Here is a 15570-nt window from a genome sequence, read left to right as displayed (position 1 = left end):
TCAGTCGTCGACCGAAAAGGCGGCGGAAAGCTCGAAGCGCGTGCCGGGATGGGAGAGCCAGGCGTGCGACACCAGCCGACCGTTGCTCCAGGTCCGCCGCGTCATGCGCAGAACCGGTTCCCCCTCGTTGAGACCAAGCATGCCGCGCGTGCGCGCGTCGGGCATTTCCGCGCGGACGCGGTGTTCGACCCGCTCGAGCGGCGCGGTGCGCGTCAAATATTCGTTGGGCGTGAGCTGCGTAAAATCTAGCGTGCCATAATCCGGCGCGGCGGACGCAAGTACGAACCGCTCTTCGAGCTGGATCGGGAACTCGGCCTCGTGGTGAACGATGATCGAATGGAAGATTTTCGTGCCCACCGGCACCTCCAGCAGCGCGGCGGTTTCCGCGCCGGCCTTCTCCTCGAGATTCTGGACGACCCGGGCCCGGTAGTCATGACCGCGTCCGCGAATTTCGTCGGCAATGTTCCGTATCTCGATCATATGGCCGATCGGTTTCGGCTCGGCAATAAACGAGCCGCTGCCGGCTCGCCGGACGAGAACGCCGGCGGCCTGAAGCTCGCGTAGCGCCCTGTTCGCGGTCATGCGCGAGACGTCGAATTGTTTGACCAGCTCGGATTCCGACGGGACACGGTCTCCCGGCTTCAAATGCCCGTCCCGGACGGCATCGCAAATGCTCTGCTTGATGGCTGCATAGCGCGGCGGCGTTTGGTCTTCTGTCTCGGCGTGGCGGCTTTGCCGGCCATCCGATCGGCCCGAATTCTTTGCCGCCAGGGCCGCCCTGCGTGAAATAATATCCATCAGCCGTCTATACAGCTACCCGGCGTCGAATTCCAACCGATCGTCGGGAATAATCGAATGTTGTAGAGGGCCTAGACGGTTCTTCCGCCGCTGCGGGATCGTCTGCTAGTCGCGTCCAATCGAGCGCTCTTTTGGAGTTCGCCCACGCCTTGTGTCGTGCCTCCCGCCAGCTATCCCGCCTTACCCAATCCTATCGGCCAGCCGGAGCGTCGCTGTCCCTCTCAGGCAAAAACAAGCCCCAAATTCGCTCGCTGCCCCACCACAAGGCGAAGAAACCGGCAAAACTTGTAGCGCCGAGTATCGGCCAGCCAAATCGGCCGAGGGGCAGCCACCCGATCGCAAAACCTATGACCAGAATGGCCATCACGATCAGGAAAGGCCCTGTGAACCGGCAATGCGTCCGGCCGCACCTGCGGGAATTAACGATGCAGGCCAATCCCATCACGCTCAACATGACAGTCCAGACGACTGCGCGCGGCGTCGGGTCCAGCCCCAAGGCGCCGAGCATGGCCAATCCTGGAAAGCCCCACAGCATAAGGAGGGTGCGCCAGTTCCCGGACCAGTCCCCGGCATCCTTGCCGGGATCGAAATCGCGCGGTCGGCTCATTCTCGCGCGCTGCGACGACGCGCCCGGGCGAATCTAGCCCGCACAGCAGGATAATCGCTTCACGTCCCGGTCAAACGTCTGCGCCGCGAGTTTCAGGCCTTCGACAGTTGTCAGATAGGGGAAAATCATCCCTGCCAAATCGTCGATCGTGAGGCCGCAACGGATCGCCATCGCAGCGGTCTGGATGCTGTCCGCCCCTTCGGGCGCCAAGATGTGGGCGCCCAGCAACTTGCGGGTGGAGCCATCGGCGACCAGCTTGATCAGACCACGCGTGTCGCGGGCCGCGAGCGCGCGCGGGACATTCTCGAGCGGAAGGATCGAGGTTCGGGCTTTATGCCCCGCCGCTATGGCCTGCGCTTCGGTGAGGCCGACACTGGCAACCTGCGGATCGCTGAACACCACCGCGGGCATGGCCGAATTGTCGTAGCGCAGACTGTCGCCGTTGAGGGCGTTTTTCGCAGCGATCTTTGCACCATAGGCCGCCATGTAGACAAACTGGTCGCGCCCCGTCACGTCGCCGGCGGCATAAACGCCGCGCATCGAGGTCCGCATATGATCATCGACGAGGATGGCGCCGCTGGGCGTTTGTGCCACGCCCGCCTCCGTGAGGCCAAGATCTTCGACATTCGGCGTGCGACCCGTCGCGACGAGAAGGCGCTCCGCGACGATGGTTTCGGAAACCCCGTCGCGCAGCACCGTGAGCGCTGCGTCCCCTTCCGCCGTCTTGCGGACGGACTGATACGCAAGCGTCCCATGGACGGCGATGCCCTCGCTCGAAAGATAGTCGGTCAGCGCGGCACCAATCTCGGGTTCCATTTCGGGCAGAAGGCGACTGCGGAAAACGAGCGTTACCTTGACACCGGCGCGGGAAAACATCTGGGCGAGTTCGACACCCACATAGCCGCCACCGAGGACGATCATCGATTTGGGCAGCTCGGTCAGGTCGAGCGCGGCGGTGCTGTCGAGCGGATCGACATCCGCAAGGCCCGGGATGGCCGGCATCGCCGGACGCGTGCCAGTCGCGATTACGATCCGTTCGGATGTGAATAGCTTTCCGCCTGATTCAACACCGTTTTCGACAAGGCGCGCCGTGCCCTCGTGATAGGCGATGTTGTTGTAGAGGGGCAGCAGGTCGGCATATTTCGCCTGACGAAGGTCCGCGACGAGCCTGTCCTTTTCGGCGACCACTTGGCTCCAATCGGCGATAGCCGCCCGGGCCTCGATGCCCTTGAACCGCATAGGCGCCGCATTGGCGTGGTGAATGCTCTCGACGGCGCGGATGAGCGCCTTGGAAGGAACGCAACCAACATTGACGCAGGTCCCGCCGATGGTGCCGGCCCCGATAACGGCGACCTGGGCGCCTTGTTCGGCTGCGGTGATCGCCGCCGAGAAGCCTGCCGACCCACCGCCGACGACCACAAGATCGTACGCCTTGTCATCAGGGTGACCGACCGAATTGCAGCAATCACTCATGATCTGACTTTCACTTGCGAACTTGCGATGGGTAGCCGGCGTTGGTGGTCGCCGCGATCAACGCCTTGGTGTTCGTCTTGGCGTCGTCATAGGTGACCGTCGCGGTATGGGCCTCGGTCGAGACTTCGACCGCGGTCACGCCCGGCACGCGCGACAGGCTCTTTTTGACGATCGGGCCGCAGGTGACGCAGGTCATGTTTTCGACGGCCAGGGTGACGGTCCGGATTGCGGCAAAGGCCGGGCCGGATACGAACAGCGCCGCGGCAGTCACGATCAGGGCAAGCTTTTTCATCATGGTCTCCTTGTTCAAACTTCGAGGAATAGGGGTGCGAGATAGGGGAAGAGGACGGCGAGTCCGATCAGCACCGTTGCGAGCCACAAGGCCGTCTTCGCCAAGCGGTTTGAGGACGGTGTCCCGCATTCGCCTTCGGCGCAGGCCGCCCGCGGCCGGCGGTAGACGCGCCAGAACCCGGCGGCGAGAAAGGCGACGGCCACGCCCAAGAAGATAGGCTGGTAGGCGCCGAGCGCGGTCAGGTTGCCGATCCACGCACCGCTGACGCCCAGTGTGAAGAGCACCAGCGGCAAGATGCAACATGAGGCCGCGCCGAGCGCGCCGAGACTTCCTCCGGCAATCGCAACCCACGTACCGCGTTTGGAAACCGTTTCCGGCTGGGTCATTTTCTGTTCTCCGAATCAATATACAGCCCCTAGATAGGACCTGTAGTCCCTACAGGTTCAAGAGGAATTTCAGCGTGGATCGGAAAAATCTGCAGGACACCGCGCCGCGGCTGCCAATCGGCGTCATGTCGCAGCGCACGGGGTGCAACATCGAAACGATCCGATATTATGAGAAGATCGGCCTGCTTCCCTTGCCGGCGCGCAGCGAAGGCGGTCACCGGCTCTATGGTCATGGCCATCTCATGCGGCTCGGCTTTGTCCGCCGGGCTCGGGAGCTGGGCTTCACGCTCGACGAGATACGCGCGCTGCTGCAACTGACCGAAGACCGCGAACGTCCCTGTGCCGAAGCGCGCGAGGTCGCCGTCGTTCATTTGGCGGACATCCGCGAGAAGATTGCCGATCTCCAGGCGATGGAAGCGGTGCTTGCCAGAACCGTCGTCCGATGCGCCGATGGGAATACCCCCGAGTGTCCACTACTCGAGACATTGTTCGGCGCGTTCGATCCATCCGCGGGCGGTTAGAACCCCTCACTGACTGCGGGGACGATCGGGAGCAAGGGCTTTGATCCGTGATCAACAGCGACGCGTGACGAGCTCTCGCCGCAAGCGGGCGGACCGATTGCGGACGCCACGGATCCGGGCCTGTTGCTAGGCGAGCCGCCGATCGATCGGCCGCGTCGTCGCGCAGGCGGGCGTGCCATCCTTGCCGGTGCCGATCACCCGTATTTCGATGGTGCCGCCACGCGCGGCGCGATCGAGCAGATCCTGCTCGATGTCGTGAATGTCGATCTTCATTCGGCGCAGCCCGAGCGAGGCCGCAGGCCTCGATCAGCCGCAGCACCTCGGTTGGCGTCAGCCGCTTTTTGAGCACCTGCTGCTGGACCCGGCCGGTGTCGCCAGACAGATAGCGGTCCTTGCGACGCGTCGTCCGGCGCTGGCTGATGCGCTCGAGGAACGGCCTGTAGAGGCGGTGACCGTCGTGGAACTTGGCGACCTCGACCGTGTTGATGGCGAAGTCGTCGGTTCCGTTGAGGAACCGATAGAACGACTTGATCGCGAGCTGGATCTGGTTGCGCGTCGCCGGAGCCAGCATGCGGACCTCAGGCTTTCGCAGCAGGATCAACTTCGGGCTGGGCAAAGCATCTTTTCGCCGGGCGAGCCGCCAGGCCAGGAGGCTGTCGTAGAGCGGCACGGTGGCGTCCGAAAGACCAGCGCCGTTCGCGCTCAGGAAATTGGCGAAGTCGGCAACGTGGCGAACATAGGCCCGGATGGTATTCGGTGATGCGTGAGTTTGTTCGAGATGAACGATCCTATAACGAAGACACTCGACGATATCGCCCCGATCATCCAATACCGTCCACGACCGGCGACCGCCGGGCATTTCGATACGCGCAGCGTGCCAGGGCGTCGTGGAGGACGAAGTGGACACGGTCGCACTGTTGAAATTACCCCGTGACCGCAAGCCTTTCCCTGCCACACTGGACACAGTTGACATAGGCAGTTGCGGTATCGCTATTAACATAATGTTTGTTATCGGATATGTATTTATCCCACATTTGACGAATTTCTAAAATTGTGGGATAAATCCTCATGGGTACCCTACGCGCCTTCACCGACGAGCAATCCCGACTGCTCGTCAACCTCCGGCAACGATATGAGGCCTGGATCGCTGTCGAACGCGAGCGGACGGCCTTACCTTACGATTTGCGCCGTAAAACCGTTGGCAAGTACGAGTATTTATACCAGATTTTCGATCGCAGTGGGAACGGGAAATCCCTCGGAAATATGGACGCGACGCGCGAAGCCGAGCTCAAAGCATATCGCGAGAAAAAGACCGAACTCAAAGAACGCGGCTCGATTCTGCAATCTAATCTTGCGGAAAGCGCGGCCCTCTACCGGGCGCTACGCCTGCCCCTGCTTTCCAGCGACGCCGGTCCCATCCTTCGCGAGTGCGATCGCCGCGATCTCCTTGGCACGCACCTTGTCGTTGTCGGCACCAACGCCATCGCAGCCTATATGATCGAGGCCAACGGCTTCATTCTTCTGCCCGACGAAACGGAGGACTTCGACCTGGCCTGGATCGCCACGGAACAAGAAGCTTCCGAACAGACTGTCTGGCAGATGCTTAAAGCTGTCGACCCGACCTTCACGATCAACAGCGAGCGTGATTTCCAGGCGCGGAACGCCCGGGCCTATGAGGTCGAACTGCTCGTGGCCCCGTCTCGCGCGGGAACGCTGAGCGGACGCGATCAACCGCGGCCGATACCTTTGCCAGAGCAGGAATGGCTGTTGCTCGGCCGACCGGTCGATCAGGTAATCGGCTGCCGCGACGGGTCTCCCGCCCGGATCGTCGCACCGGACCCTCGATGGTTTGCGCTACACAAACTCTGGATGTCGCAGCAGGCGAAGCGCAATCCTCTCAAACGCCCGAAAGACCGCAAGCAGGGGCTGGCGCTGCTCGATGCTGTCGCCGAAGCCATGCCCCATTATCCGCTCGACGCGGCATTCGAGGCGGCGATCCCTTCCGAATTGCAGGACTGTTTCGACAATTGGCAGAATAACACAACTGCACAGCGTAGGTCCGATTGGTGATCTGACCACCTATCGCGAGAATCTATGCGGCCGCGTCTGCATCGTCGATCAGCGCCTGAATCTTCGCAATCGGCGTTTCGTCAATTGGCCTGACGGTTTCTCCGCAGCCTTGGCATTCGATTGTTCGTCGCAGCCGCAGCGTTTTGTACGAGACATGGAAAACGCGTCCACAGACCGTGGCAGTCGCTCTGCGCTTTGATATCGTCAAGCTCATAGACCATGCGACATATTATCATCTCGGCGTCACTGATGATAGCAGTACGCGTGGTAAGGAAGCCGCGGCCCATCAGTCGACGCGAAATGCGGCGTGGGCATGAGCAGCTTTTCCCTGCGCGCGTCGCTTGGCGAGTTTAGCCATGCGTGCGTTGATCTCGCCAGGGCTGATATCGGCGGGATCGAAGACACCGCCGTACCATTCCACCATGGATGCGCGGGCGGGATGGCGTGGTTTGGCCATGGCATCGAGAAACTCTTCGAACCCCATGGTGCCGCCGACGTCTTCGGGCGGGGCGCGACGTTCACCATCGACGAAGCGCGGGAAATCGACGCCTGGGGTTGCGGGCTGGACCGCCTCGATCTCGATGCGATGACGCCAGTTGTCCCCGAAATCATAAGTGTAGGTAAAGCTGGTTATGCCGCGTTCGGCAAGCTTGCTGATCCGCATGTTGGCGGCGTCGCGGGTGCGGATCATGAATTCATCGTCGTCGAAGCGGATGCCATAGGCGGCATCGCCGATGTCGAAACGGAACAGATGGTAATTCTCGAAGAGCATGCTTGCCTGGATCGCGAGGTGCAGGGTCTTGAGGCTGTTGGTGACGGGAAGTTCGACACGGCGCCAGATGGTGGGCTTCATGTCTTCGAGCGTGATGCGAATCCGGGCGATCTGGTCGGTCATGCCGCCATGCTGGCGGGCTCGCTGAGCGATGTCCATATCCGCGACATGAATTCGCCCCAACGAGGCGCTTTCGCTCCATCTGGTGGATGGCGTCAGTCGGCCCCCCGAGCTTCTGTCTTAGCATTGGGAACCGAGGATGTTGTAGGAAGAGCCGGATTCCAGTAGCATGCATCCATGCAATCCGGACCGCACCCCGAACTGATAGAATCGCCCCTTAGCCGGCACATTATCCAGGACGGCGTGCCGCTGACCATCAACATCGTTCGCATCGCGACAGAGCCCGGTTGGTCGCTGGAGGTTATCAACGCGCGCGGAACGTCGGTCGTTTGGAGTGACGTCTTCGCCTCCGATCGGGAAGCCGATGCCGCCCTCCGCAAAGCACTCGCCGAAGAGGGTGTCCAAGTGTTCCTCGACAACTGATACCGCAGGGCTGTCCGCGCTGTTTCGGCCTCGCTGGACGGATACATCTTGTCCGGAAACCCGAAATTGACGCCGAACGGCGTGGTCGATTTGCCATGCGGCGTGCGGCCCGGCGATCAGCGTCTCCTCTTCGAGCCATGTCACCAGCAGCCTTGAGCGGCTGGCTTGTCGGCATCTGAGGATCGGCTTCGAAAGCGCCCCCCCTTCCGTAGTCGCAATATAGCATTGAATGAAAAGCATAATATTCAGGGTCCGGGGGTCCCAGCCGCGCCGATCATCCTAAAGGCGTAGTAAGCATTTTCGTTTACTTTTTAGGTGGTTGCCGAATTTTCCGGAGTTCCTACTTTCGACGCCGATCCTCACGCTCGGTTTTCTGTGTCAGACGGTTTCGTGGTGGTCGTTGCCCGGTTCAGAGCATCAGCGTGGATACGCCAAGGGCCGCTCCCGCGTCCGCAAGCCGCTGATCGAGTGTGCACAGTGTGGCGCCGCGATCCCCGGCGACAGCCAGATGGAGCGCATCGCCAGCGCGAATACCCAGTGCATATTGATCGGCGAACAAGGCGGCAGACCGGAACTGTGCCGGTTCGACGGTCAGAATCGTCAAGCTGTCGGCGCAAAGTCGATGGAACAACGCCAGCGCCTCGGCGCGCTGGCGTGTGTCGATCTGCCTTGTTCGCAGCTTGATCGACAGCGCCGACGACATCTCCGTTATCACCCAATCGCTGATCAGCAGCGATTCCGGCTCCTGTTCGGAAAGCCACGTCTGGACCTTTCCCGTCCGCTCTTCATTGGTCAGGGCCGCGACCAACAGCGACGTGTCGAGATAGTGCATCAGTAGCGATCAGCATCGCGCATCTCTCGCACGAAATCTTCCGCCGACGTCTTCTGAAGCGGCATGGAGGCCGTCAACGCGCGCAGCGCATCGAGGTTGATACGCTTGCGCGGACGATTGGCCGGCGTCAGCCGGGCCACGGGTTTGCCGCGGCGCAGAATCTCGACCGTATCACCGGCGGCCGCGCGCTCGACCAGTTCGCTCAAATGCGCCTTCGCGTCGGCGAGGTTGATACCATCCATCATCTGCTCCTGACCATGAAGTTGGTCACTTGTAGCAGAATGCGGACCGCCTGCCAATAAATGCCGGGGCTGGCGCCAGGGCGATCGGGTGAGTTTGGGGTGACAAGTGTAGAGAAGTCTGAATCTGTCCGGCCCAGTTTTATCGATCCGGGGTTTTCAAATTATGGCGGCATTGGCGTCTGCGGACGGGAATCTATATAAAAGCGTTGGTTTTCTCGTGTGGATTAGCGTCAGCGTGGGACTCCGCTCTCACGAAGAGCTATGACTTTGATTTGTAATCTTAAACTGACGCACGAAAGGGGTTTCGATAGGCGCCGTTCGGGGCCCCGATCAAAACCGGCTTGTTACGCCAACTCAAGAAGATAGATCGTAAAATGGGAGAGGCCCGCTCCAATGCCGATCCGCAGCATAGCTCACCATTTGTCATCGCATCGCAGTGACACGGTAAGCGCGTTCCTTGCCGAACCGACGGCCGATGAAATCGGGCAAGAAAACTAAACCGACGATCTGCTCGCGCCCGTCAGCGTTCGAGACGATAAGCTTGACTACGCCCTCGAGAATATTGGCGACGACTGGGGCACAATCGCCTTCCCAAAGCAGCGTCTACCTTCGCTTTCGTCCCATCTTAGCCAGCGCGGTAAGTTCCGCAGGGCTGATGATCGCGCAAATCGCACGATGTCGCACTGGGCAGGTCGCGCAATCGGACACCGTGTCTCGATACGGGAGCGCGCCTGGTTTGGGAAAAGCAGTAGACCAAAGCCCTAGTGCGCCAGCAGCAACGGTGCCGGTGCTGCTTCCAGAAGGTAGCGGGTAACGCCGCCGAACAGCGTTTCGCGCAGACGCGGCCGGCCAAAGGCACCCATGACGATCAGCCCTGGCTCAATGGACTTTGCGACACGTTCGAGTGTCTCCTCGACGCTGTCCGTCGTGCCTCGCTCTTCATGGAGAAGTTCGGCGTGGAGCCCGTGACGAGACAAATAGATAAGCGCGTTCTCGGCCGCTATTGGACCCTCGTCCGGGCCGATCGCCACCATGACGATGCTTTGGGCGTCGCGGATCAGGGGCACCGCGGCGCGTAACGCATGCGCTGCCTGTGGGCTGCCATTCCACGCGATGATTACAGGGGAATCGAGATCAATCGGACCATTATGTACGGGGATGGCCAGCACCGGAACGGGCACCGTCATGGCCAAGTCGCCTGCCATCATCGGCGGTGTCAAGTTACGAGGCCCATCGACAGTTCCCAGCGAGACGATTACGAGATCGGTCAGTGTTGCGGCCAAAGATAGTGCGGACAAGGCATCGCCGTCCGATATCACGACGTCCCATGGGACATCTTCGCGCGCGAGTTCCGCTGATAATCGCTGTTCGAGCTTCTGATCAGCAAGTTGTGCCTTGGCCAGCTGTTCGCTTGACAGATACATGCCGCCGAAGGGATCGACGGTGACGAACTGCTGGAAGGGAGAGCTGATCACGAAGCGAAGGTGCGATCTGTGCCTTCGGCCGATCGCGAGAGCGCTTTCCATCCGGACGCTCATAGAGGTGCTGTCATCGGCGTGAACTAGTACGTTACGCATGTCATTTCTCCTATGACCGCCAGCATGTGAACACGGCGCGGCGAGTGAGACATTGACCCCGGTCAAATTCACCGCGCGGCGGGCGGATTTGCACCAAGGATAGCATCAATCCGACTTACCGTGACCGATGATCGCTGCGCGCCAGCATCCGGCTCCACGTCGGAAGCACGGTCGCAAACGTCGACGATACGCCTTGGTAAGCGGCGGATCTCGGTAGGCGCCCGCAAAACGCCTCGACGCATTCGCCGTCCACAACCACTTTGGCTCGCATCGCACTTCCAGCGTTTTGCGACGCTGGCGCATCGCAAGATGCTGGCGGGGCGACTCCGATGATGTCAAACGCGAACTTTGGGGGCTGGTTGTAGCGCCATGGGGCCATAGACGATGAGGAATAGCAAAAAGGCAGCGCCCCACAGCCCGCCGGCGAGCGCGATGGCGCCCATATAATCAAACGGCAGGAACGGCGCTGTCACGCGAAGCAAGGCGCCCAGATGCACAAGGATATAAATGGCGACCGTTGCCTGATCGGCCTCCAGCGGCCTGCCCGTATGCCCTCGCGTCGCACGCGTCATCACCGCCAGTGTCATCGCCGCCATCGCGCCGGCGCCAAGGGCGTGCATCGCGCTCGACGGTGGAAAAGCCGGATGCAGAATCGCCCAACCGAGCAGCAACAGGCCGACCGGCAACCATGCATAGGAAATATGGAGGATGAAAACGAGGGGCGAGCGCCGCGCCTTCAGCCCGGCCCAGCGCGCCAGGCGGACGAGCTGGAGCGCGCCCGCGAGCAGTAGCAGCCCTCCTGCCAAAGAGCTGGTGGGGGCAGCTGCCCACGCCGCGAGCGCCAGCGCCGTGGCCGCGATCACGGCCATGTCGAAGCGATTTGGCATGACTGGGAGCCCCTCGCCGCGCTTCTGCTGTAGCAGCCAATTGCGGGTAAAGGCCGGGATGATCCGCCCGCCAATGAGCGAGATCAGGATCAGCACCAAGGCAAAGCCCATCCGCATGCCCAGCGCGGGATCGGCGATCGCTCCCATTGCGGCCGCATGGTCCAGCGCGCAGGCGGTCGCAAACAACAAGAGAACAACCAGGATCGGTTTATTCCGATTGCCCGATGCGAAAATCTCACGCGCGGCATAAACGAGGAGAAGCAGCAGGAAGCCAACATCGAGCGCCGCGCCGGCGAGTGGCGGCACCGCCGCTGAAAAGAGGATCGCCAGCCGCGCCGCCAGCCACAGACCAACCAGCGCGGCGACCCGCCATCCGGTCACCGTCGGCCGTCCGGTCCAATTGGGGATGGCCGCGCTCAGGAAACCGGCGATGATCGCGCTGAGATAACCGAACAGCATTTCGTGCTGATGCCAGGCGAGCGGATCCATCGCGGTAGGGAGCGTCCAGCGCCCACCGAGCGCACCGATCCACAAGGTCACGACAACGACCGCCCACAGCGCGCCAGCCGCGAACAACAGGCGATAGGCTCCCTGGAGCCAGAGCGGCGATATGTCGACGCCGCCCGCCTGCCTCGCGGCCAGGGTCATGCGCGCGCGCCCTTGCGCCACAAGCCGAGGATGACGACCTGCCATGCGATGGCGATGGCGCCGATGATGAACACGACATCGCCAAAGGTGCGGATCCAGCGCAATGTTTCAAGGAAACCCTGCTGCAGGAATGCGTCGCTGCGAGCATACCACATGCCGGTGGTTACGCTCGCCTCGAACTGGTACAGGCCAACGGGCAGCAGGCTGGTGAAGATCATCAACACCAGCCCCGCGTTCAAGCCCCAGAAGCCGACCCGCATCAGCCGTTCATTAAATGCAATCTCGGGCCGGATATAGCGTAGCACCAGCAGGGTGAAGCCCAGGGCAAGGAAGCCATAGACGCCGAACAGCGCGGCATGGGCGTGGACCGCGGTGGTGTTCAGCCCCTGGAGGTAGAAGAGCGCGAGCGGCGTGTTGATCATGAAGCCGAAAACCCCGGCGCCGAGCATGTTCCAGAAGGCGACCGCGATGAAGCACATCAAGGGCCAGCGCAGCGGACGCATCCACGGCGCCCGATCGCGCAGGCTCCAATGTTCCCAGGCCTCATAGCCCAGGACGATCAGCGGCACGACCTCGAGTGCGCTGAATGCCGCGCCAACCGCGAGGATCGGCGTGGTCGTGCCTGAGAAATAAAGATGGTGAAATGTGCCCGGGACACCACCAACCATGAACAGCGAGGCCGAGGCGAGGCTGGCCGCCGTCGCAATTCGCTTCGACACCAGCCCCATCGATGCAAAGATGAAGGCGATGGCCGCGGTTGCGAACACTTCGAATATGCCCTCGACCCACAGGTGGACGACCCACCAGCGCCAATATTCCATGATCGTGATATGGGTGCGTTCGCCATAGAAAAGGCCCGAGCCGTAAAAGAGGCCGATGGCGATCGTAGAGAGGGTGAGCAGCGCGAGCAGATTCCTGTCTCCCTGCCCGCGGCGGAGCGCCGGCAGCATGGCGCGCAGCATCAACGTCAGCCAGAACAGGAGCCCGCCGAACAGCGCGATTTGCCACAGCCGACCCAGGTCGAGATATTCATAGCCCTGATGACCAAGCCAGAAGCTGAGCTTGTCCGGCAGGGCGTGCGATAGCGCGAGATAATTGCCGATGAACGAGCCGGCGACGACCAGGATCAACGCCCAGAATAATATGTCGACGCCCAATTTTTGATATTTGGGATCGCTGCCATGGATGACGGGCGCGAGGAACAGTCCCGCCGCCAGAAAAGCCGTGGCAATCCACATCACCGCGCTTTGCACATGCCAGGTTCGGCTCAGCGCATAAGGGAACCACTGCGAGACATCGAAGCCATAAAAGCTTTGGCCCTCGATCGTATAATGCGCCGTGAAGCCGCCGATGAACACCTGGAAGATGAACAGCGCCAGCACCACGAACAGATATTTGCCAAGGGCGCGCTGCGACGGGGTGAGAGCCGCGAGCGTCAAGGGGTCCTTTTCGGCGACGACCAGAGGCGTGTCGTCGTGGCGACGCAGAAAAGCCCAGCCCCAGATCAGCGCCCCGACCCCGGCGACGAGGATCACGACGCAGGCAAGCGACCAGAGAATATTCTCAGGCGTCGGGTGATTGCCGATCAGCGGTTCGGGCGGCCAGTTGTTGGTATAGGTGGCAACCGTCCCCGGCCGCTCGGTTGAGGCGGCCCAGGCCGTCCAGAAAAAGAAATCGGTGAGCACCGCCCGCTTCGCAGGGTCCGGCAGCGTGCTCTCCTTCATCGCATAATTGTCGCGCATCGGTCGCAGCGCGGGATCGTCCCCATAGAGCCGGGCATAATGGTCGGCCGTCTGCGCCATCGCTTGGGCGCGGCGATCGGACACCGTCACCACGCCGGTCGCGGCGTCATGGCTGTTGCGGCGATATTCCTCTTTCAAGCGATGAGTCAGCGCCGCCTTCTGTTCGATAGCGAGCGTGTCGAACGCCGCGCCATAGGTTTCGCGGGCGGCGATGGTGAGCCACGCCGTCAGTTCGCGGTGCAGCCAGTCCGCCGACCAATCGGGTGCCTGATAGGCGCCATGCCCCCAGATCGAACCGAGCTGCATGCCGCCGGTGCTCTGCCACGCCGCCTGTCCCGCCAATATGTCGTCGCGGGTCATCAGTAGCTCGCCCGAAGCGCTTACGACCTCAGCCGGAATCGGCGGCGCCTTGCGATAAATCTCTACCCCCGACACGCCCAATACGCCGAAGGTCACCACAAGGACGGCGATCAGCGTCCACCAAAGCTTCCGATATTCGCCCATTACAGCCCCCTGTTTTTCGCCGCGTCGTTCCGGGATTCACTACCGTGCGACTCGCGCGGGCGTCGCATGCCTGTCTCCGGATTCGTCGAACAAGATCGTCAATAGTAGCGAACTGTCAACGACCGCTTCGACCGCATGCGCCGCGCCCGGATCGAGGTACAGCCAGTCACCGGCCCAAAGCTCCGGCGGCGAGGCGCCTTCGAAACGCACATGACCCGCGATACAATAGAGCGTGATCGAGCCGGCGACGTGGTGCGACGGGATCGATTGGCCGGCGCGCACGACGAGGTGAATCGCCTCGAACGCCGACGTGCGCGCCAGTGCTACAGTCCTGGTCGCGGCGTCATCAATCGATCCCAGGCACGAGATTTCACCCGATCGGCAATGTCGCACCGCCATGCTCATTCGTCCCTTGTTCGGCGGCAGCGTCGATCCGCGTCCCCCTTCACCCCGCACGGCGGGGCCGAATCGCCGCGCGGCACCGCAAGAAACCCACCAAGGATACTGGCTACGCCGCGGAGTCTGCGCGGTGCACTCCGCCGCAGGTCAAGCGGTCCCGCTCCGATTACTTCACCGCATTCCGAACAGAACATAACCCGTTCTCCATCCGCGCCTCGTCGTCGGGTGGCGCATCCGATCACCTGGAAATAGCCAGAAACGACGTTGAAGGATTTGCGCTGGAACAAACTTCTGCCTAAGTCTGGGCCATGGCGACCAACCTTCACCCCGACGCGGACGCAATGGCCCGCATCGCACTCATGAGGTCCCTACCTTCCGAAGTGCTGCGCGAAACCGCGGCGGCGGCGCGCATGCGGCATATTCCAAAGGACACGCGAATTTTCGACCAGGGCGAGCCTTCAGGCCGCGCCCACGCCCTGCTGTCGGGTTGCGTCCGCATCACGCAAACAGGAGGCGACGGGGAAGAAATACTGGTCCGCCTCATCGGGCCGGGCGAGATTTTCGGTTGCGTTCCCTCATTGACCGACGGGCTTTATCCAGCAGATGCGGGTGCGATGCTCGATTCCGTTGAGATCAGTTGGGATCCTGCGGATCTTCTTGCACTGATGCGACGGCATTCGGGCATCGCGATCAACATGGTAGCCATCCTCGGCAAACGTATAGGGGAAACGCAGGAACGATTACGCGAATTGGCGACGCAGAATGCTGATCGCCGTATCGCGCGGACGCTGCTGCGACTGCTCGATCAAGCTGGCTATCCGACCGAAGACGGCACTGTGATCGAATTCCCGCTTCGGCGCAAAGACATCGCCGACATCGCAGGTACCACGCTTCACACCGCCAGCCGTATCCTTGCAGACTGGGAGCGTCGAGGCCTACTGATCACTCGGAAGCAGCAGCTGACTATCTCATCTACCGAAGGGATTAGCAGGATCGCCGAGGAGACCGCTGGCTGAATCGGGACCGGTGAGAGGATGGTCGAAAACGTACGCTAAGCGTGTCGCGTAGATCATCCGCATCGTTCGAGCCTATGGCTTGAAACGGGACCGCCTCCCCAACTTGTCGATCGCGAACGCTGCATTGTGAGGATCGGACCGCGCTGGCGAAGCGACCAGAGTTCGCCGTGTTCGCCGGTCTTGTCTTTGCAGGTAGCGCGATAGTTCAGCGCACCATCAATGCCGCTTGCCACCGCCTTGGCCGTGCAGCTTTCTCCGGTT

Annotated in this window: 19 protein-coding genes and 1 pseudogene; 5 read left to right on the top strand and 15 right to left on the bottom strand. The window is 61.6% G+C overall.

What is annotated here, in order from left to right:
• The 5 genes from hutC to ABS88_RS19325 all read right to left on the bottom strand — a co-directional run bounded on the left by hutC (window position 1) and on the right by ABS88_RS19325 (window position 3556).
• Complete coding sequence (gene hutC, locus ABS88_RS19345) at window positions 1–798, bottom strand: histidine utilization transcriptional repressor HutC (protein ID WP_082640045.1); 798 nt, start codon at window positions 796–798, stop codon at window positions 1–3.
• A gap of 190 nt (window positions 799–988) precedes the next feature.
• On the bottom strand, window positions 989–1405 hold the full coding sequence (locus ABS88_RS19340; RefSeq protein WP_058537908.1) for a hypothetical protein: 417 nt from the start codon (window positions 1403–1405) through the stop codon (window positions 989–991).
• 33 nt (window positions 1406–1438) lie between these two features.
• Complete coding sequence (gene merA / locus ABS88_RS19335) at window positions 1439–2878, bottom strand: mercury(II) reductase (protein ID WP_058537907.1); 1440 nt, start codon at window positions 2876–2878, stop codon at window positions 1439–1441.
• A gap of 10 nt (window positions 2879–2888) precedes the next feature.
• The gene (gene merP, locus ABS88_RS19330) at window positions 2889–3170 is read right to left on the bottom strand and encodes a mercury resistance system periplasmic binding protein MerP (protein ID WP_058538206.1); all 282 of its coding nucleotides are present in this window, start codon (window positions 3168–3170) and stop codon (window positions 2889–2891) included.
• A gap of 14 nt (window positions 3171–3184) precedes the next feature.
• Window positions 3185–3556 (bottom strand): mercuric transporter MerT family protein, encoded by a 372-nt coding sequence (locus ABS88_RS19325; RefSeq protein WP_058537906.1) that lies wholly within the window; start codon window positions 3554–3556, stop codon window positions 3185–3187.
• A 74-nt stretch (window positions 3557–3630) separates the two neighbouring features.
• Between ABS88_RS19325 and ABS88_RS19320 the strand changes: the two genes are divergently transcribed.
• Window positions 3631–4077 carry a MerR family transcriptional regulator gene (locus ABS88_RS19320; protein ID WP_231732658.1) on the top strand — a complete coding sequence of 149 codons (447 nt, stop codon included), beginning with the start codon at window positions 3631–3633 and terminating at the stop codon, window positions 4075–4077.
• 126 nt (window positions 4078–4203) lie between these two features.
• On the opposite strand, the gene ABS88_RS19315 is transcribed toward ABS88_RS19320, so the two are convergent.
• Window positions 4204–4350, bottom strand: a complete 147-nt coding sequence (locus ABS88_RS19315) for a DUF5990 family protein (RefSeq protein WP_156419811.1) — start codon at window positions 4348–4350, stop codon at window positions 4204–4206.
• Between ABS88_RS19315 and ABS88_RS25065 the strand changes: the two genes are divergently transcribed.
• A complete protein-coding gene (locus ABS88_RS25065) occupies window positions 4337–4837 on the top strand; it encodes a hypothetical protein (protein ID WP_058537905.1) in 501 nt (166 codons plus the stop codon). The genes ABS88_RS19315 and ABS88_RS25065 overlap by 14 nt on opposite strands.
• Here the strand turns inward: ABS88_RS25065 and ABS88_RS19310 are convergent.
• Window positions 4739–4936: pseudogene (locus tag ABS88_RS19310) on the bottom strand (tyrosine-type recombinase/integrase); the annotation flags it as partial. The gene ABS88_RS25065 and the pseudogene ABS88_RS19310 overlap by 99 nt on opposite strands.
• Before the next feature lie 209 nt (window positions 4937–5145).
• Here ABS88_RS19310 and ABS88_RS19305 point away from each other — a divergent pair.
• Complete coding sequence (locus ABS88_RS19305) at window positions 5146–6147, top strand: GSU2403 family nucleotidyltransferase fold protein (RefSeq protein ID WP_286750318.1); 1002 nt, start codon at window positions 5146–5148, stop codon at window positions 6145–6147.
• Between the two features lie 286 nt (window positions 6148–6433).
• Here ABS88_RS19305 and ABS88_RS19300 read toward each other — a convergent pair whose 3' ends face one another.
• Window positions 6434–7042: a plasmid pRiA4b ORF-3 family protein gene (locus ABS88_RS19300; protein ID WP_286750317.1), complete on the bottom strand. Its 609-nt coding sequence runs from the start codon at window positions 7040–7042 to the stop codon at window positions 6434–6436.
• A gap of 174 nt (window positions 7043–7216) precedes the next feature.
• On the opposite strand from ABS88_RS19300, the gene ABS88_RS19295 reads away from it, so the two are divergent.
• Window positions 7217–7462, top strand: coding sequence for a hypothetical protein (locus tag ABS88_RS19295; protein ID WP_286750316.1), 246 nt, complete (start codon window positions 7217–7219; stop codon window positions 7460–7462).
• Window positions 7463–7871: 409 nt separating this feature from the next.
• On the opposite strand, the gene ABS88_RS19290 is transcribed toward ABS88_RS19295, so the two are convergent.
• From ABS88_RS19290 to ABS88_RS19265, 6 genes are all read right to left on the bottom strand, one after another.
• Window positions 7872–8294, bottom strand: coding sequence for a type II toxin-antitoxin system VapC family toxin (locus tag ABS88_RS19290; protein WP_286750315.1), 423 nt, complete (start codon window positions 8292–8294; stop codon window positions 7872–7874).
• A complete protein-coding gene (locus ABS88_RS19285) occupies window positions 8294–8539 on the bottom strand; it encodes a type II toxin-antitoxin system Phd/YefM family antitoxin (protein ID WP_286750314.1) in 246 nt (81 codons plus the stop codon). Before ABS88_RS19285 ends, ABS88_RS19290 begins: the two co-directional genes overlap by 1 nt.
• A 758-nt stretch (window positions 8540–9297) precedes the next feature.
• On the bottom strand, window positions 9298–10113 hold the full coding sequence (locus tag ABS88_RS19280) for a universal stress protein (RefSeq protein ID WP_286750313.1): 816 nt from the start codon (window positions 10111–10113) through the stop codon (window positions 9298–9300).
• Between the two features lie 335 nt (window positions 10114–10448).
• Window positions 10449–11648, bottom strand: a complete 1200-nt coding sequence (locus ABS88_RS19275) for an NnrS family protein (RefSeq protein WP_286750312.1) — start codon at window positions 11646–11648, stop codon at window positions 10449–10451.
• Window positions 11645–13894, bottom strand: a complete 2250-nt coding sequence (locus ABS88_RS19270) for a nitric-oxide reductase large subunit (RefSeq protein WP_286750311.1) — start codon at window positions 13892–13894, stop codon at window positions 11645–11647. The genes ABS88_RS19275 and ABS88_RS19270 overlap by 4 nt, the downstream gene beginning before the upstream one ends.
• A 39-nt stretch (window positions 13895–13933) precedes the next feature.
• Window positions 13934–14299 carry a cupin domain-containing protein gene (locus ABS88_RS19265; protein WP_286750310.1) on the bottom strand — a complete coding sequence of 122 codons (366 nt, stop codon included), beginning with the start codon at window positions 14297–14299 and terminating at the stop codon, window positions 13934–13936.
• Between the two features lie 302 nt (window positions 14300–14601).
• Between ABS88_RS19265 and ABS88_RS19260 the strand changes: the two genes are divergently transcribed.
• Window positions 14602–15309 (top strand): Crp/Fnr family transcriptional regulator, encoded by a 708-nt coding sequence (locus ABS88_RS19260; protein WP_286750309.1) that lies wholly within the window; start codon window positions 14602–14604, stop codon window positions 15307–15309.
• A gap of 53 nt (window positions 15310–15362) precedes the next feature.
• On the opposite strand, the gene ABS88_RS19255 is transcribed toward ABS88_RS19260, so the two are convergent.
• The coding region (locus ABS88_RS19255) for a hypothetical protein (protein ID WP_286750308.1) at window positions 15363–15570 on the bottom strand (208 nt) is incomplete at its 5' end.

The organism is Sphingopyxis sp. SCN 67-31 (assembly GCF_001725095.1).
The sequence above is the reverse complement of the archived record's forward strand: the minus strand, read 5'-3'. Positions and strand labels throughout refer to the sequence as shown.

What these genes read in the sequence shown, in the direction of transcription:
- ABS88_RS19315 (WP_156419811.1), bottom strand. Translation starts at nt 4,350, where the DNA reads ATGAAGATCGACATTCACGACATCGAGCAGGATCTGCTCGATCGCGCC.
- ABS88_RS19270 (WP_286750311.1), bottom strand. Translation starts at nt 13,894, where the DNA reads ATGGGCGAATATCGGAAGCTTTGGTGGACGCTGATCGCCGTCCTTGTG.
- ABS88_RS19290 (WP_286750315.1), bottom strand. Translation starts at nt 8,294, where the DNA reads ATGCACTATCTCGACACGTCGCTGTTGGTCGCGGCCCTGACCAATGAA.
- hutC (WP_082640045.1), bottom strand. Translation starts at nt 798, where the DNA reads ATGGATATTATTTCACGCAGGGCGGCCCTGGCGGCAAAGAATTCGGGC.
- ABS88_RS19260 (WP_286750309.1), top strand. Translation starts at nt 14,602, where the DNA reads ATGGCGACCAACCTTCACCCCGACGCGGACGCAATGGCCCGCATCGCA.
- ABS88_RS19300 (WP_286750317.1), bottom strand. Translation starts at nt 7,042, where the DNA reads ATGACCGACCAGATCGCCCGGATTCGCATCACGCTCGAAGACATGAAG.
- ABS88_RS19265 (WP_286750310.1), bottom strand. Translation starts at nt 14,299, where the DNA reads ATGAGCATGGCGGTGCGACATTGCCGATCGGGTGAAATCTCGTGCCTG.
- merP (WP_058538206.1), bottom strand. Translation starts at nt 3,170, where the DNA reads ATGAAAAAGCTTGCCCTGATCGTGACTGCCGCGGCGCTGTTCGTATCC.
- ABS88_RS19325 (WP_058537906.1), bottom strand. Translation starts at nt 3,556, where the DNA reads ATGACCCAGCCGGAAACGGTTTCCAAACGCGGTACGTGGGTTGCGATT.
- ABS88_RS19275 (WP_286750312.1), bottom strand. Translation starts at nt 11,648, where the DNA reads ATGACCCTGGCCGCGAGGCAGGCGGGCGGCGTCGACATATCGCCGCTC.
- ABS88_RS19280 (WP_286750313.1), bottom strand. Translation starts at nt 10,113, where the DNA reads ATGCGTAACGTACTAGTTCACGCCGATGACAGCACCTCTATGAGCGTC.
- ABS88_RS19340 (WP_058537908.1), bottom strand. Translation starts at nt 1,405, where the DNA reads ATGAGCCGACCGCGCGATTTCGATCCCGGCAAGGATGCCGGGGACTGG.
- ABS88_RS19285 (WP_286750314.1), bottom strand. Translation starts at nt 8,539, where the DNA reads ATGATGGATGGTATCAACCTCGCCGACGCGAAGGCGCATTTGAGCGAA.
- ABS88_RS19295 (WP_286750316.1), top strand. Translation starts at nt 7,217, where the DNA reads ATGCAATCCGGACCGCACCCCGAACTGATAGAATCGCCCCTTAGCCGG.
- ABS88_RS25065 (WP_058537905.1), top strand. Translation starts at nt 4,337, where the DNA reads ATGTCGATCTTCATTCGGCGCAGCCCGAGCGAGGCCGCAGGCCTCGAT.
- ABS88_RS19305 (WP_286750318.1), top strand. Translation starts at nt 5,146, where the DNA reads ATGGGTACCCTACGCGCCTTCACCGACGAGCAATCCCGACTGCTCGTC.
- merA (WP_058537907.1), bottom strand. Translation starts at nt 2,878, where the DNA reads ATGAGTGATTGCTGCAATTCGGTCGGTCACCCTGATGACAAGGCGTAC.